The sequence below is a fragment of the Parabacteroides goldsteinii genome (genome assembly GCF_020091425.1).
Classification (GTDB): domain Bacteria; phylum Bacteroidota; class Bacteroidia; order Bacteroidales; family Tannerellaceae; genus Parabacteroides; species Parabacteroides goldsteinii.
Window position 1 is genome coordinate 4236868 of the sequence record NZ_CP081906.1, and the last position, 17138, is coordinate 4254005.

17 protein-coding genes are annotated in these 17138 nt (G+C 43.6%); 10 read left to right on the forward strand and 7 right to left on the reverse strand.

Translation table 11 applies throughout. The features are described from left to right. Nucleotides 1-57 precede the first annotated feature (57 nt). From K6V26_RS18300 to K6V26_RS18330, 7 genes are all read right to left on the reverse strand, one after another. Nucleotides 58-1032: a FecR family protein gene (locus tag K6V26_RS18300; RefSeq protein WP_224263505.1), complete on the reverse strand. Its 975-nt coding sequence runs from the start codon at nt 1030-1032 to the stop codon at nt 58-60. Nucleotides 1033-1101: 69 nt separating this feature from the next. Further along, on the reverse strand, nt 1102-1659 hold the full coding sequence (locus tag K6V26_RS18305; protein WP_224263506.1) for an RNA polymerase sigma-70 factor: 558 nt from the start codon (nt 1657-1659) through the stop codon (nt 1102-1104). A gap of 106 nt (nt 1660-1765) precedes the next feature. Then, nucleotides 1766-2545, reverse strand: coding sequence for a LytR/AlgR family response regulator transcription factor (locus tag K6V26_RS18310; protein WP_224263507.1), 780 nt, complete (start codon nt 2543-2545; stop codon nt 1766-1768). Continuing rightward, on the reverse strand, nt 2538-3575 hold the full coding sequence (locus K6V26_RS18315) for a sensor histidine kinase (protein WP_048315380.1): 1038 nt from the start codon (nt 3573-3575) through the stop codon (nt 2538-2540). The genes K6V26_RS18310 and K6V26_RS18315 overlap by 8 nt, the downstream gene beginning before the upstream one ends. Before the next feature lie 15 nt (nt 3576-3590). After that, nucleotides 3591-4223, reverse strand: a complete 633-nt coding sequence (locus K6V26_RS18320) for an outer membrane beta-barrel protein (protein WP_195439250.1) — start codon at nt 4221-4223, stop codon at nt 3591-3593. 15 nt (nt 4224-4238) lie between these two features. Continuing rightward, complete coding sequence (locus K6V26_RS18325) at nt 4239-4886, reverse strand: DUF4136 domain-containing protein (RefSeq protein WP_007655062.1); 648 nt, start codon at nt 4884-4886, stop codon at nt 4239-4241. Nucleotides 4887-4955: 69 nt separating this feature from the next. Next, nucleotides 4956-5117, reverse strand: a complete 162-nt coding sequence (locus K6V26_RS18330) for a hypothetical protein (protein WP_007655063.1) — start codon at nt 5115-5117, stop codon at nt 4956-4958. 549 nt (nt 5118-5666) lie between these two features. Between K6V26_RS18330 and K6V26_RS18335 the strand changes: the two genes are divergently transcribed. The 10 genes from K6V26_RS18335 to K6V26_RS18380 all read left to right on the forward strand — a co-directional run bounded on the left by K6V26_RS18335 (nt 5667) and on the right by K6V26_RS18380 (nt 16887). Then, nucleotides 5667-5873 (forward strand): HU family DNA-binding protein, encoded by a 207-nt coding sequence (locus tag K6V26_RS18335; RefSeq protein WP_046145401.1) that lies wholly within the window; start codon nt 5667-5669, stop codon nt 5871-5873. Nucleotides 5874-5903: 30 nt separating this feature from the next. Next, a complete protein-coding gene (locus tag K6V26_RS18340; protein ID WP_224263508.1) occupies nt 5904-8273 on the forward strand; it encodes a TonB-dependent receptor in 2370 nt (789 codons plus the stop codon). A gap of 64 nt (nt 8274-8337) precedes the next feature. Then, the gene (locus K6V26_RS18345; RefSeq protein WP_224263509.1) at nt 8338-9420 is read left to right on the forward strand and encodes a sensor histidine kinase; all 1083 of its coding nucleotides are present in this window, start codon (nt 8338-8340) and stop codon (nt 9418-9420) included. Next, entirely contained in the window at nt 9410-10477 is a 1068-nt protein-coding gene (locus K6V26_RS18350; protein ID WP_224263510.1) for a sensor histidine kinase, read from the forward strand. The genes K6V26_RS18345 and K6V26_RS18350 overlap by 11 nt, the downstream gene beginning before the upstream one ends. Then, the gene (locus K6V26_RS18355; RefSeq protein ID WP_224263511.1) at nt 10474-11187 is read left to right on the forward strand and encodes a LytR/AlgR family response regulator transcription factor; all 714 of its coding nucleotides are present in this window, start codon (nt 10474-10476) and stop codon (nt 11185-11187) included. Before K6V26_RS18350 ends, K6V26_RS18355 begins: the two co-directional genes overlap by 4 nt. A 159-nt stretch (nt 11188-11346) precedes the next feature. Further along, entirely contained in the window at nt 11347-12300 is a 954-nt protein-coding gene (locus tag K6V26_RS18360; RefSeq protein WP_010800681.1) for an IS110 family RNA-guided transposase, read from the forward strand. Next, nucleotides 12297-12605, forward strand: a complete 309-nt coding sequence (locus K6V26_RS18365; RefSeq protein WP_007657317.1) for a hypothetical protein — start codon at nt 12297-12299, stop codon at nt 12603-12605. The genes K6V26_RS18360 and K6V26_RS18365 overlap by 4 nt, the downstream gene beginning before the upstream one ends. 287 nt (nt 12606-12892) lie before the next feature. Beyond that, nucleotides 12893-14977, forward strand: coding sequence for a right-handed parallel beta-helix repeat-containing protein (locus K6V26_RS18370; RefSeq protein WP_224263512.1), 2085 nt, complete (start codon nt 12893-12895; stop codon nt 14975-14977). Between the two features lie 17 nt (nt 14978-14994). Then, the gene (trmB, locus tag K6V26_RS18375) at nt 14995-15753 is read left to right on the forward strand and encodes a tRNA (guanosine(46)-N7)-methyltransferase TrmB (protein WP_046145407.1); all 759 of its coding nucleotides are present in this window, start codon (nt 14995-14997) and stop codon (nt 15751-15753) included. Between the two features lie 24 nt (nt 15754-15777). Further along, nucleotides 15778-16887, forward strand: a complete 1110-nt coding sequence (locus K6V26_RS18380; RefSeq protein WP_224263513.1) for an Mrp/NBP35 family ATP-binding protein — start codon at nt 15778-15780, stop codon at nt 16885-16887. The last annotated feature ends 251 nt before the right edge of the window (nt 16888-17138 follow it).

Sequence of the window (17138 nt, forward strand, 5' to 3'; positions counted from 1 at the left end):
TTGGCCGTCAGCTTCCCGGATACCTTTTTTTCATGATATTGTTGTTTTTTTTAGTTGCTACTGAATATATACATCATTGTCTACAATTTTATATTTAAAGTTAACTCCTATTCTTTTTAAAACATCCAATGCCTCTTCCAGGGATTCCCGGGCATGGAAGCGAACAGTAAATGTCATGCTTGCATATTTGGTATCATTGTAATTGATCTTTACCTTATATTGTCTTTCCAACGCACGGAAAATATTCGCTAACGTTTCCTGCTGGAAAATCAGATACCCTTTCGTCCAGGTGCTTAACCGGGAAGCATCCACATAGCTTTTAAGAAAAGAAGCATCTGCATGGTTATAGGTCAGTTGTTCGTTTGGGTGCAGAATGACAGAACCCGATGAACCTATTTTATCGTCAACCCTGACACAGCCTGATTCCAGGATGGTTGTGGTTTCACTCTCTTCCGGATAAGAATGCACATCAAAGACTGTTCCCAATGCTTCGACATTCAAATAATTCGTTTTTACGATAAAAGGCCTTTCCTTATCTTTAGTGACTGTAAAATGCCCCTCTCCACTCAGGAACAACGTTCGTGTTTTTCCGAATTTCTCGGGATAGATTAAAACAGAATTTGCATTCAACCATACAATAGAACCATCCGGTAAAACGATCTGCTTTCTTTCCCCATTCGGAACAAAGCATTCTACCATATGCATATCAGATGATATGCCGGCATATTTATAATACCATGTAGTAGTGACAATCCCCAATAAGGGTAATACAATAATTGCAGCAATAACAGCCAATCGCCGGTAGAAAGAGTTCTTTTCAGGATGAATACGCTTGTTCACCTTTTTCAACTCTGCGTAAGATGTAAAATCTATCGTCTCCGGCAATGAGTTCCATATATCTTCTAATACCTCTTCCTTCTCATCGGCCTGTTCTTCACGGATAAACCAGGTGGCAAACCGATTACGTACCTCTTTGGGAAAATCATTTCCAAAGAAGCGCGAAAACAAAGTATGTAGATGTCGTTTCTCCATTCTATTTTTAGTCTTATATAATTAAGACAAACAGAAAAAGAAACACACACAGTCTAAAAGTGATTTTTTTTAAATAAAAAAAGGTAATACTATTTTCAGGACTTTCCGCAAGTCCGCCAGGGCTTGAGTTATATGGTTCTCAACAGTTCTTTTGTTTATATTCAGTTTAAGAGAGATTTCTTCGTTCGAAAGGCCTTCTTTCCGGCTCATTTTAAAAATCTGTTTTCGCTGGGGAGGCATATTCTCTACAGCGATGTCCAGTAAAAGTCCCAGTTCTTCCGCTAAAATACGTTCTTCCATCAAATCATCTACCCAGACGGATTGTTGATAATATTTCTCCAGGTGGTTCTCATGAATTGCATTTAGTTTGTAATAATTGTAAAGCTCATTACGGGCCATTCTAAACAAATAGGCTTTGAAAGAATCAGCCGATGCAGCCGATTTCCGATGGGTCCAGACCTTAATGAAAACCTCCTGGGCCAGATCCAACACCTCATCTTCCTCTTTGATAAACCCGAAAAGAAATCGTTTTACCAAAGAATGATAAGACATAAAAAGCATATTGAATGCCTCGTGGTCTCCTTCTCCCAATGCTTCAAGATATTTTACCTCTAACTCCTTCTCCATTCTTTCAATTGCTTACAATATTACTCCTGCAATTATTGCATCAAAAGTATATTATATTCGCTGAAAAAACAAATCAGTCAATTATTTAGAGCTAAAACAGATTCTTTCAATAGTTCAGCCACAGCTTGAAAGCACTGATCTTTTCACGGCTGACGATAATCTTATCTTTAAAAGGAGGAATAACTTTCACGATAACTTTACCCAGGAAATAAGATTCTATCTTTTGGATGGCCTGTACACTAACTATCGTTTGCCGGTTTGTCCGGAAGAAGCGGTCCGGGTCCAGCTGCTCGCACAACTTATCCAGAGACAAATCTATAATATGTTCTTTATTCTGATTAGTTACGGCAAAGGTTATTTTATTTTCAGAATAGAAATAAGCAATATCATCCACCTGCAACGTAAATAATTTGTCCTCCCCCGAAATAAGGAAACGGGTTCTGTATTTCTTTGCCGGATTGGTTATATTCTGAAGTATCTCCAGGATATCTCCTTGCTTATTAAACTCTTTATAGAATTTGGAAGTAAGCTTTTCATATTTCTCCAAAGCTTCGCCCAGCCGTTCCTTATCGATCGGTTTCAACAGGTAATCGATACTGTTCGCTTTAAAGGCACGGATCGCATATTCATCGTAAGCCGTAGTAAATACGATCATGCTCTCCGGATTCGCCTGTTCGATAAAAGAAAAAGAAACGCCATCGGTCAGCTGGATATCCAAAAAGAGGATATCCGGATGGGGATTATCCTGATACCACTTTACGGCACCTTCCACATTGCCCGGCAAGACCTGGATCTCCCATTCAGGGCGCAACTCCGTCAACATTTTGTTTAGCAAACGTGCCGCCGGGATTTCATCTTCTATGATGGCTGCTTTTATCTTATTCATTTAATAATGGGATTTTAACGGTAAAACATTTAGAATCATTCTCTATCGATATATCCTGATCGCTAACCAGTTTACAACGGGTAGATAAATTCTTCAGTCCGGTACCCGACTTGACAACATTCTGCTTGAGCCTTATTTCATTGCTTACCACTAATTTCTTTTTATCATCCGAAGTACTCAGATAAATCGTCATCGGGTTATCCGAATTGATTGTATTGTGTTTAATCACATTTTCAGTCAGTAGCTGCAATGTGAAAGACGGTATTTTCTTTTCCAGCAAGGAAGGGTCGATCCGGTTATCCACATGGATACAATCCCCCAGCCTCACTTGATGAAGGAAGATAAAAGATTTCAGGAAAGTCAGTTCCGAACGTAAAGTGACCTGCCCCTCCTGCTGGCTTTGCAGAATATAACGGTAAACGTCCGACAGACGCTGGGTGAACACAACTGCATTCTTTGGATTATATTCTATTTCCGAAATCAGCGTATTCAGGTTATTAAAAAGAAAATGGGGATTCAACTGATTCTGCAAAGCGATATACTGTGACTTTATCGCACTCTCTTCCAGCTTATTCGCTTTTTCATGGAGAACGATCAACTGCCTGTAGAAGTTAGCCACCATCGTAAGACAAACAATCACCATCTCAACCAGCCATACCACAAACATCATCCGGAAGCCGGCCCCCTTCAACACAAACGGCGAAGGTATCTCCAACAAGACTTTTACGACAGAAGACAGCAGATAGTTTATCAAAAACAAAAGTCCCGCCATCAACAGGCAATTGATCAGTAACTGATTATTCCTTTTCATCAGGACCTGATAGCTTTTCCGCTGCCATTCACTGATAAGAACAATACTGAACCCGATCACATTAAAAACAAATACAACCAACAGGAAAGCCCAGAAAGAAATCAACACGTTCTGATGCTGCGGTGAAAGGTCCGAATAAAGCACCAGAAACAAATGTGAGAAACAGGCTAATCCCGAGAACAGGAAAAAGTTGAAAAAATGGTTGTATTTGTTTTGCATTATTTGTTGGATTGATTAGAAGCATAAACCGACACGGAACCCCAGATTGTTCTGCCCGTTCATCGAATAGGTCAGCAAATCTGTCTGGTTGGTGGCATAGCTGTAATACAGAGCCACATGGAAGCCAAAACGCTTATCCGGTACGGGATAAATATTCATTCCGACCTCCGGAGAAATATAGAAGCCCCAGGGATTTGAATAATAACGGACAGTCGTCATGTAACTGGAGTTCTCCGCATACATCGCTCCCAATTTCACTCCGACATACGGCTTCAGATAATCATTATGTCCGAGACGGTAGGAAGTGGAAAGACCGAAAGGAAGCTGGAAAGCCGACAATTGCTGGTCGGTAGTCAGCGATTGGGTCGGCGACAATTGCAATGTCTGGCGGTCCACATATTTATGATTGGTATGGAAACTCAGGAATGCTCCCAACGACCAGCGCGGCGTCACATAATAACCGGCTTCGAAATTCATCCCCCAGCCACTGATCTTATCTGCAAAGTCGGTACTGATAGGTGCGTTCATCTGCCAGTCCACATTAAAATGAAGGTTATCTTCCACCTGTGCCTGTCCTTTCAAACAGAAAACGGACAGTATCATCAACAATATGAATTGTTTCTTAAAAATGTATCTTATCGTTTTCATAATCTTCCGGATTTATTATTTATCAGTATACAGTATATTAAGGTAAGGAGATTGTTCAAAGGCCTGCTCCACAGCACGAAGTGTCAGCTGCATGTCGATACGCGAATTGTTATAGACCAACCCCGAAGCATAAGCATGCCAGATAACCGGCAGATCGACTTTCTTGTTCTGATCGGCAGATTTAGCTGTCAGGTCAACCATTTCCGCAACAAACGTCCCGGTGTCATAACTGTAGGAAACCGGATAAGGATAATACCAGTCATTCCAGAACGGGCCCCAGAAACCGGCACCCCACCAACCATAGCCGTAACCGTAACCCGGAGTTATGATCTGCGTAGTCTGCTGTGCATAGGACAGTTGTAAGCCGATATCGGCTTTTTCTTTGTCATCCACACGGGTATATCCCCGGTCGTCCATCTCGGCAACCACCTCGCTGATGATCTTTTGAGCATTCTCGTCTTTCCAGTATTGGGCTTTCATACCGCCACCGGCGACCAGAATACTGTCAGGAAGATAATAAGAACTGAATTTGTTAAACTGAATGCCGTTATCATAATTCGTATAAACAGCATAATCGCTGTCGAGCTTATTCAGATCGGGATCTTTTTCGCAAGAAGAGAATAAAGCCGTAACAGCCAAAGCAAATAAAAATAACTTCTTCATACGTCTTTAAATTTTAAGTAACAGAATTAATTCAATACACACAACGAATGTCAGCAAAAGACATCCGGCTTATTCATCGATCGTTCGTCCGCACTCATCAAAAGGAAATCTATCCGGCATCTCCGGAGCCACTTTTTCTCCTTCCGGAACCGGTTCATGTGTTATTTGATCCAAACGATAATCTGCACACGTAAACGATGCCAACAAAGCTAATAAAAAAGTATTTCCCATCTCTCTATAATTTTAATCATCTTACATTAATTCTGAAACAAACTTATTATATATAGGTATAAGAGGCCGGGATTATTTTACTGAACTGTAATCTGTATTTACTGAACTGTATTTTTTTGTTACTGAAATGAAACCGTTATTCCTGCCCGGGGTAACCGCATCAGGGTAATTACAAACTAACCCGCGGACACCGGAAACTAACCGGTTCCTCCCTACTAATTAATTGAAAAGTCAGGACTCCTTATTGCCAGGGTGTACAGGGTAGTCGGACAAGGTGTACAGGATAATTAACCAGGGTGTACAGCGTATCTGATTATCCTGTACAGGGTAATTATACTAAATAAGGTGTTAACAATTAGTTTGTCATAACCTTTGGTTTAATAAGTACCTAAGATAATGGTAGCTAATAGCAAGATGTATAATAATGCAAACCGGTCTGGTCGACGATAAGAAGGATTCCGTATACTGGAAAAGCACTTCCGTCTACAAATTAAAAAGCACTTTCCATTGCAGGCTACCTTCGTGGCATAATCATAAAAACAAAAAGAGATGAACAAAAGAGAAGTTATTGCAACAGTAGCAGAGAGGTCGGGAGTCAACCCGGAGGATTGCGCCAGGGTATTAGACTCGTTTGAAGATGTTTTCACGGAAGAGATAACCGGAAGCAAATGGAAAAATGCCGTCTTTGAACAGATATACGGCCTGTTGAGTCTTATCAAAGAAAAGAAAAACAATAAACAAAGCAACCTTTCATAGTAAATAACAAACCTATCAGACAACTAATATATGTATCGTACAATAATCTTTTTACTCCTTTTTATCAGCCTGTTATCGCAGGGCAAAGCGTATAGCCAGAAAACAACCGGCAACCAGCCGTCGCAGACTATCCGCGGAACAGTTATCGACAAAGCATCCGGTCATCCGATGCCTGATGTCACCATCATGCTTTCAGATATGCCGGGCACAGGCACTACAACCGATGAACGCGGACAATTCGTTTTGCCGGAGATTCCGGTAGGACGACATAATGTACAGGCTTCTTTTCTTGGATACGAACCTGGAATCTTCAGCGAAATACTGGTAACATCCGCGAAGGAAGTATATCTGGACATCTCACTGAAAGAAAACGTCAACGAATTAAGCGAAGTCGTTGTCCGCCCACAGATTAACAAGGAGCAGCCTCTCAACAAAATGGCGGCTACCGGTGCCCGGATGCTTAGTGTGGAAGAAGCCTGCCGTTATGCCGGAGGACTGGATGACCCCGCCCGCCTGGTGAGTTCGTTTGCCGGAGTAGCAGCCAACCTGTCCAGCAACGGAATATCCATCCACGGGAATGCCCCGCACCTGCTGCAATGGAGAATGGAAGATGTGGAAATACCGAACCCGAATCACTTTGCCGATATATCCATACTGGGCGGCGGTATCTTATCATCTCTCAGCAGCCAGGTTCTGGGTAATTCCGACTTCTTCACGGGTGCCTTTCCCTCCGAATACGGGAATGCCGTTTCCGGCGTATTCGACATGAAGCTGCGTAACGGGAACAACCGGAAAATGGAGAATACCTTTCAGGTAGGTATATTGGGGATAGATGTCGCTTCGGAGGGTCCTTTAAGCAAGAATCACCAGGCTTCCTATATCTTCAACTACCGCTATTCTACCACCGGACTTCTCAACAGCATTTATCCCGGCCTCGACATGGGCGGTACGCTTAATTATCAGGACCTGAATTTCAAATTCAACATTCCGACACGTAAAGCCGGGACTTTTGCCGTGTGGGGAACCAGCCTGATCGACAAATACGAAAATGATTTCGAGGACGATCCGTTGGAATGGGAACATACCCGGGATAATTTTCAGTCGACAGCCAAACAATATATGGCTGCCGGAGGGATAAGCCACCGGTACTTCTTTCCGAACAATGCAATGTTGAAAACAACTTTAGCAGCCACCTATTCCGGTATGAATGCGACAGAAGATGCCCATGCAGCCGATCACACCGTCAGCCCGTTCACCTATCAGAAGAACAACACGACGAACCTGATCCTGACATCTTCCTACAACAGGAAATTCAGTGCACGCCATACCAACCAGACCGGTTTCACCTATACCCGTTTGTTCTATAATATGCGTCTAAACCTGGCTCCTTTTGAAACGGCCCCGCTAAACACTCTCTCAAAAGGAAAAGGACAGACCGACCTGATCTCAGCCTACACCAGTTCCTCTTTCGGTATCACAGACCGGCTTTCGGTAAATGCCGGCTTGAACAGCCAGGTTCTGACGCTTAATAACAGTTGGACTCTCGAACCCCGGTTGGGAATTAAATGGGCGCCGACCACTAAGTCTTCGTTTGCCCTGGCATATGGCTTGCACAGCCGGATGGAAAAGATGGATGTCTACTTCGTCAATTCCAAAAGTACCGGAAAAGAATCCGTAAACAAAGACCTCGACTTTACCAAGGCTCACCATCTGATGCTGACATTCGGCTATAAATTATCCGACAATCTGCTTCTTAAAGTCGAACCTTATGCACAATTCCTGTACGACGTTCCGGTTATTGCAGACAGCTCCTATTCCGTATTGAACCGAAGAGAGTTTTATGTGGAAGAGGCTCTCGTAAACAAAGGAAAGGGACGTAATATCGGGGTAGACATCACACTGGAACAATATCTGAACCGCGGATTCTATTACCTGGTCACAGCCTCTGTTTTCGATTCGAAATACAAAGGAGGAGACGGCGTCTGGCACAACACACGGTTTAACCGCCGATTTATCCTTAATACGTTGATCGGCAAAGAGTGGATGGTAGGTTCCAAAAGACAGAACATATTAAGTGCCAACGCCAAATTCACCCTGCAAGGAGGAGAGCGTTATTCTCCCCTCGACCATGCAGCAAGCCTGGCACATCCCGACAAGGAAGCACTATATGACGAAACAAGGGCTTATTCCGAACAGTATCCGGTCATGTTTATCGCAAACTTTACGGTCAGCTACAAAATAAACAGAAAGAAAGTAGCACACGAGTTCGCCATCAAGGCATTGAATGTGACCGGAACGGAAGAATATTACGGTTATCACTACAATCTGAAAAGCGGTGTGATGGAACGGAACGGGAACAGCATTCCTATCAGCAATATCAGTTACAAACTAGAATTCTAACCGGTATGCAAACAGATACCAAATAAAATAGTAAATTCGGACAGTCTAAAGAGTAAGCCGCTGTATGGTCGACAACAAAATGAATAAACAAACTTTCTTATACCAGTTCCTGATTGAACCCAGATACAGGATAGCCCGTCATATTTTGTTGCTCGCGGCTGTAACAGTTGTATCGCTCAACCAGAACGTCTATACCTTTGGGGCCAGACTAGAGCAACTGGGAAATCAGGTCTACCTGGCCGGGGTATGTACCCTGATCTCCTATTTCATTGTAGGCTATCTGCATCTTTATCTGTTGGTTCCCAGGTTGCTGCTAAAGAAAAAGTATCTGGTCTATATCCTTTGCTCTTCCGTGTCCGTCTTATTGCTCATCTTGCTACGCTATGTACAGGAATACTGGATATTCACCTCATCCGGTATTCCTCCCGTCAGAGGTTCTTACTTTAATATGGTAAGCATCCTGGATAGTTTATCGGATTATATGCTGAACATGATCTGTATTACCGGTATATCCATGACTGTCCTGTTAAAACACTGGATGACAGAAAACCAGCGTGTAAACCAATTGGAAAGAAAACAGATACAATCGGAAGTGGACAACCTGAAAGAGCAGGTGAATCCCTCCCTGTTGTTCAACACGCTGAACCGCACAGGGGTACTATCCAAAAGCGAACCGCAAAAGGCTGCCGATATGGTGCTCCGGCTAAGCCAGCTACTCCGCTATCAACTGTATGACGGGGCACGTGATAAGGTTCTGCTTAATTCCGAGATCAACTTCCTGACTCATTACCTGGCTCTGGAGAAGTTTTATTCGGACACTTTCGACTATCAGATCGTTTCCGACAAAGCATTGACAGGTGTCCTGATTCCCCCCCTGCTGCTTGTTCCGATCATCCAGTATGCCTTGAAAAGAACGGTGAAACAGGAAAAACGCCCTTCTATCCTGTTACAAGCCGACCGGGAAGGAGAAGAAATACATATCACCTGCCGATTCGACGATCCGACAGAACCGGAGATGAAAGAACTGGACAGCTTAAAGGCCCGCCTCGATCTTCTTTATCCGGAGAATTATTCCTTATCCGTCACGCGGGAAAAGACGACAGGTACAAGTACCATTACATTAAAAATGAATACACATGGCAACTAAGACAGACCATATAGTACCCGACTTTCTGCTAAGTCCTCAGAAAAGGGTTTACAGGCATCTCCTGCTGCAACTGATCGTCTTCTTTATTACGATCAATGTATTCTGGGATACACCGGATGAACTGATTATCACCCCGCCCAGAATCCGCTCCTGGATCGGTTATTTCCTGATGATCGACATGCTTATCTATGTCAATGCCTATGTACTGGTACCGCGATTCCTGCTCAAAGGTCGGTTTCTCCGTTACCTGCTCAGCTCAACGACCCTGGTCCTGTTATGTATCATCATACTCGGTACACTTCAAACCCTTTTCGAAGATACCCGCTTCGAAAGCATTCCACCCAGTCCTTCGGTGATGTGGCTGAATATCATTTCTTCGACAGTCTCCTGCGGATTACTGGTTGCCGCCTCATCCGCGCTCGTCATTTTTAAACACTGGATCAGCAACAACCAGCGCATAGACGAACTGGAAGCCGCCACCCTGCAATCAGAACTGAAATTCCTGAAAAGCCAGATCAATCCGCATTTCCTTTTCAATATGCTAAACAACGTCTACGTATTGATTAAAAAAGGACGCGACGAAGCGGCAGAAGTTTTATTCAAGCTGGAAGACCTGCTGCGTTACCAGCTTAACGACAGTTCGCAAGAAAAGATACAGCTCAATTCGGATATTCATTTTATGAATGATTTCCTGAATCTGGAAAAGATACGCCGGGATAATTTCAACTATATCATATCGAAAGAAGGTGATATAAATAAGGTATGGCTTCCTCCGCTCCTGTTTATCCCTTTCGTTGAAAATGCAGTAAAGCATAATACGGACAGCGAGAATGCTTCGTTCGTACATCTTTCTTTCATCGTACAGGACAACCGGTTGCTATTCCGATGCGAAAACTCCATACCGCTCCCGGAAGAGGAAGTAAAAGAGCCACGTATCGGTGGCCTGGGACTGAAGAATATCAAAAGACGCCTGGAGTTATTATACCCGGGTCGTCACTCACTGGAAATCATTGAAATGAAACAAAGTTACACCGTTAATTTACAATTGGAACTATGAATTGCATAATCGTAGACGACGAACCGCTGGCCCGTGAAGCTGTGGAGATGCTGATAAATGAGACCGGACAACTGACGCTGGCCGGCTCTTTCAACAATGCCGCCTCAGCAGCCAAATTTATCCATGAGCACCCAGTCGACCTAATCTTTCTGGATATCCGCATGCCTAAGGTTACCGGACTGGAATTTGCCCGTACCATCCCGAAAAGCACTTTGGTCATATTTACAACAGCCTATGCCGAATATGCCATCGACAGTTACGAAGTGGATGCCGTCGACTATCTGGTCAAACCGATCATTCCCGAAAGATTTCAAAAAGCAGTTGAAAAGGTAATGGCTTACCATGCCCTTCTGCTGACCGGAGAAAAGGAAAACATTGAAAATGTAGAAAGCGAATTTATGTTCGTCAAGTCCGAACGCCGCTTCTTCAAAGTGAATTTCAAAGATATACTTTTTATCGAAGGGCTTAAAGATTATGTCATTATCCAGCTTCCCGACCAGCGTATCATCACCAAGACCAGTATGAAAGCAATCCATGAACTGCTCCCTAAAATATTCCTGCGGGTAAATCGCTCCTATATTGTCAATACCCGGCAGATTACCTCATTCGATAATAATGATATCTATATTGACAAATACGAAATAGCCATCGGAAACAACTACCGGGATATCTTCTTCGACGAATTTGTTGCCAAGATGGGAAGAATGTAACCCGCTGACGGATAAAGCTAAAATAAAATGCTATTTTTGTTAGGTTTAACGACAAGCTCTATTAATCATGAAACATCCATGAAATAAATTTCGTCCAAGAGCATGTAAATAGGGGGGTATTGTTTACTTTAGTGTCATTCACTCGAAAAAACGAATGCAATGAAAACAGTACCTTTTGAACAAGTCATCCTCCGGGGTTGTGGAATAGATGTCCACAAGGACATGGTAGTTGCTACGATAAGTGGCGAAGGTCTCAAAACTGAAACCCGCAGTTACAAGACCTTCAGTAGTTCTTTGACAGAATTAAAAGAATGGTTATTATCCAGTGGCATTACGCATGTAGCCATGGAAAGTACCGGTGTTTACTGGAAGCCGGTCTATAAGATTCTTGAATGTCCTGATATGAAAGTCTGGATCGTGAACGCACGGCACATCAAGTATGTTCCCGGGCACAAAACGGATAAAAAGGATAGTGCCTGGATTTGCAAACTGCTTTTAGCAGGTTTGTTGAAACCGAGTTATATCCCGGAGCGTGAACAACGTGAGCTTCGTGATTTAACCCGTTACCGTAACAAGTTGATCCAGCATGTATCTTCTGAGAAAAACCGTATTGTTCGTATCCTGGAAGATTGTAACATCAAACTTTCCAGCGTGGTGTGCAGCCTGGACGGAGTCGTGGCGAACAAGCTGATAGATATGTTGATCGATAAGGGTCATGTAACAATGGATGACATAACTTGCATCTATCATAAAAAACTTGAAGCCAGTCCGGAACTTCTTTATCAGGCTTGTGAAGGCTTTATAGAACCGCATCACATCTATATGTTGCAGACCATCCGTAAAGATATGGAACAGACGAAAGCCATCATAGCTGACCTTACCTGCCGTATAAAAGAGGTTTTATCTCCTTATGAGAATGTGATGGAACTCTTGCAGAAGATCCCCGGACTTAGCCGGAAAACGGTTGAAGACCTGATAGCAGAGATAGGTGTGGATATGGAAGCCTTTCCAACCGAAAAGCACCTGGCTTCGTGGGCCGGTGTCTGTCCTGGCAATAACGAGAGCGCAGGTAAAAAAAAAGTGGTAGAACCACCCATGGCAACAAACAGTTGAAAGCCGTAATCACGGAGGCTGCGTGGGCAGCCACCCGTACCAAGAACACCTTTTACAGTGCACGTTATCACCGTTTAGCCGCCCGTCGAGGGAAAAAGAGGGCTTTAGTAGCAGTAGGACACTCGATCCTGAAATCGGTATGGCATGTACTGAAAGAGGCTTGTGAGTATAAGGAACTCGGTGCGGAATATCTCAACCAAAGGATGGAGCAGAAACGGAAAAATTACTTGAAGAAAGAGCTGGAAGCACTTGGCTATAAAGTTAAAATCAGCCGTGATGATGGTCCAATCCCAGAAGTAGGTTAAAAACATAGAGAAGGTCGATTTTTACTGGCTTGTTGTCGTAAGAAACAGCAAGAGGTCGCTCATGAAACTGATCTCAACTGCTAAGCGGTCAAGACTGCGAGTCCTTTAACGCGTGTATGAAATTTTTTTTCTTAGCTGTTGTAAAATTATAAAATGCCCAAAGATAATAGCCAACCGCATTTGTATCTATACAAGTGCTCTCTTTTGTTTTGTCTGAACTCTAAAAAAATCAATTTATTAATGGTTTAAACGGCTCTCTTGAGATAGGGAGCGCAATTTATTTACATATGAAAAGGCATTTATTCTTATATCTTTTATCCGTCTGTTCATCTGCAATCATTGCACAGAATACGATTTATGTATCTCCCGGAACGACCGGCATTCAAAAAGGGACTTCTGAATCTCCTTATGGGACAATTGAAGAAGCCCTGAAACAAGGACTTAATACTACCGGCAACGATACGGTTCATATCCGCATCCAATCCGGTTTTTATCCATTGAACCAAACATTACGGATAGATAAATCTCCTTCCGTACCGGTTGTTATTGAAGGAGAAGGGAAAGACAAGCCGGTAATCAGCGGGGCAATAACTCTCACTTCCTGGGAGAAAACTCCCGAAGGATGGTGGAAAACGCACGTCGATGAAGTTGCCCGTTATGGATTAAAGATCGAGCAACTGTACGTCAATGGAAACAGAGCCACCCGGGCCCGGACTCCCGATACCGGATGGTTCTTTGTGGAAAAAGCAGATGAGACCATTCATTATAAAGGGACGGGGCGTTCCCCGGAATATGCCACACAACGTATTCAGGCAAAGCCGGAAGATATGGTATCCCTGCAAGGTCTCTCCGAAGAAGAGTTGAACGAAGTAATGGTTATGTGCTATCATAAATGGGATAATACCCGTAAATATCTCTCCATGGCAATACCTGACTCCGGTTATTTTTTCCTGAACGGACAAGGGATGAAACCCTGGAACCCCATACAAAAAGGAAGCCGTTTCATCCTCGAAAACTACAAACAGGCCATGACGGCCGAAGGGGAATGGTTTATGGAGCCTTCCGGCGACTTATATTATATTCCCTGTAAAGGAGAGATCATGGAAACAAGCACCGCCCATGCCCCGGTTTTAAACAGGCTACTCACAATAAAGGGAGAAAAAGGCTATCCGGTCAAAAACATCACATTCCGTAACCTCTCTTTTGAACATTCAGGGTATGTCATGCCGAAGACCGGTAATAATCCGGCCCAGGCCGCTTCCCCTATCGATGCCGCAATCCATCTCGACTTTGCGGATAATATCCGTTTTGAAAACTGTGAAATCAAACATACAGGAAACTACGCTATATGGTTCAGAAAAGCCTGTACGAACTGTAATCTGGAACATTCTTATCTGACTGACCTGGGAGCCGGGGCTGTAAAGATCGGAGAATATGAAACTCCCGATCCGAACCTTCTCACCAAAAAGATTACAGTCGATAACAATATCATACAGAAAACCGGATTTGTTTTTCCATGCGGGGTCGGTGTCGCCATTTTCAATTCTTCCGACAACAAAGTTACTCATAACGAAATATCCGATTTGTTGTATTCAGGAGTTTCCGTCGGCTGGGTCTGGGGATATGGGAAAAGCTACGCCGTTAATAATGAGATCGCTTACAATAATATTCATCATATCGGTTGGGGAGAATTGTCCGATATGGGAGCCGTTTACACATTGGGTATCTCTCTCGGAACCCGTATCCACAATAATGTAATCCATCATATTTATTCTTATGATTATGGCGGCTGGGGACTTTATACTGATGAGGGAAGTACCGGTGTCGTTATGGAAAACAATCTGGTATACGGTTGTAAAAGCGGAGGTTTCCATCAGCATTACGGAGAAAAGAATAGCATACGAAACAATATTTTCGCCTTCAATCATCATCAGCAACTGCAATTTACGCGGGTCGAAGAACATCAGTCGTTCAGCTTTACTTCCAATATCATACTAATGGATCACGGAGTATATCTGTCAGGTCCCTGGGACAAAGCAAACATAGATATGGACTACAATTGCTATTGGGACCTGCGTAACAATATGCCTCCCAAGTTCCTGGATAACGACTGGAATACCTGGAAAGGCATCAAAGACAAACATTCTATCATACAAGACCCTGCATTCAAAGATCCTTACCGCTTGGATTTCCATTTCAATAATCAAAAAGCGATCCGGAAAATCAGATTCAAACCGTTCGATTACGAAAAAGCCGGTGTCTACGGAAGTGATGAATGGATACAAAAAGCCCGGTTACCGAAAGAACGGGAAGACGAATTCGACAGGATCGTACGGGAAAGGGAAAAATCGGTATCGGCATTGTTTGAATAAAGTATTATCTTTGCAGCATGGGAAAAAATAAGTTAGCAAAGTTTGACGATATGGCGGGATATCCGCATGTTTTCCAGTATCCGTTTGCCGTTCTGCAAGAGAAAGGATTTGAATTGAAAGGACACTGGCATAAGGAGTTTTTCAAAAATGACAACCCGATCGTACTCGAATTGGGTTGCGGCAAAGGTGAATATACGGTGGGACTGGCACGCCTGTTCCCCGACAAGAACTTTATCGGCGTAGATATCAAAGGAGCCCGTATGTGGACCGGAGCCAAGGATTCCTATGACTCGGGAATGACCAACGTAGCTTTCCTGCGTACCAGTATCGAACTGATCTCACATTTCTTTGCAGCCGGCGAAGTAGCCGAGATATGGCTTACCTTCCCTGACCCGCAAATGAAAAAGGTAAACAAACGACTGACTTCCACCCGTTTCATGAAGATGTACCGCGAAATACTGTCAGGTGATGGCATCATCCACCTCAAAACCGACAGTAACTTTATGTACACTTACACCTGTGAAATGGTAAAAGCCAACAACTATCCAGTCCTGTTCAGCAACAACGACCTGTATCATTCAGGGTTGGTAGACGATATTCTGTCTATCAAAACCTATTACGAACAACAATGGCTCGACCGCGGACTGAACATCAAATACATCAAGTTTGTTTGTGAAGAAAGAGACGAACTGGTAGAACCGGACGTAGAGATCGAGCTCGATCCTTACCGCAGTTTCAACCGAAGCAAGCGCAGCGCACTGGCTTCAGGCAAATAAGACAACCAATTATACAATCATATTATGGCTATATATCCTAAACTTATCATGGACGCACTTGCAAAAGTGCGCTATCCGGGTACAGGAAAAGACCTTGTCGAAATGGGCATGGTAGAAGACAACATACGGATCGAAGGCAATAAAGTGAGCTTCTCCCTCCTTTTCGAGAAACCCAACGACCCGTTTATCAAATCAGTCGTAAAGGCAGCCGAGACAGCTATCCTGATTTATGTCGGCGAAGATGTCGACATCAAAGGAAACATCGAAGTTCTGGCACGCCAGGCCGCACGCCCCGAACCGGACAAACTGCTTCCGCAGGTTAAAAATATCATCGCCGTATCTTCCGGTAAAGGAGGCGTAGGTAAAAGTACGGTTGCCGCTAACCTGGCTGTAGCCCTGGCAGGACTCGGCTATAAGGTAGGTTTGCTGGATGCCGATATCTTTGGTCCTTCCCAGCCTAAGATGTTTAATGTAGAAGACGCCCGTCCCTATATGGAAGAGGTAGACGGCCGCGAATTGATACAACCGGCAGAAAACTACGGAGTAAAGCTACTCTCAATCGGTTTCTTTGTAAACAAGGAAGATGCAGTTTTATGGCGCGGAGCTATGGCTAGCAATGCTTTGAAGCAACTGATCGGCGACGCCAACTGGGGCGATCTCGACTATTTCCTGATCGACCTGCCGCCGGGAACAAGCGACATCCACCTGACTCTGGTACAGACATTGGCTATCACAGGCGCTATCGTTGTCAGCACCCCTCAGGAAGTTGCCTTAGCCGATGCCCGCAAAGGTATCAGCATGTTTACCGGCGAAAAGATAAACGTACCGGTATTGGGACTGGTTGAAAACATGGCCTGGTTCACTCCTGCCGAACTTCCAGAGAACAAATATTACTTGTTCGGAAAAGAAGGAGCCAAACGTCTGGCAGAAGAACTGAATATTCCCCTGTTAGGACAAATCCCCATCGTACAGAGTATCTGCGAAGGAGGCGACAACGGAACACCTGTCGCTTTGAATCCCGACACGATCACCGGAGCAGCTTTCCGCGAACTGGCAGAAAACGTAGTCGAACAGATCAACTACCGCAACGACAATATGGCACCCACTCAACGGGTACATGTTAGTAAAAAGTAAAAAAGAGCAGGATTTCCGACAGGAGGTCCTGCTCTTCTTTTTGCCTGTATAGAAAATCAACACCTCAACCTTATCTAAAATCCCCTCACACCGATAGATGACCTTTACGAATTACAACTAATTAAAATGATCTTCTGAAAGGCTATTTCATTGTAACCATTTGCATCCTCCAATTTATTTTGATGAAAAAGTAAAAATATTTCATTTTTTAGCTAGGGTAAAATCCAAAAAAGTTGTTCCTCTTGTAAAAG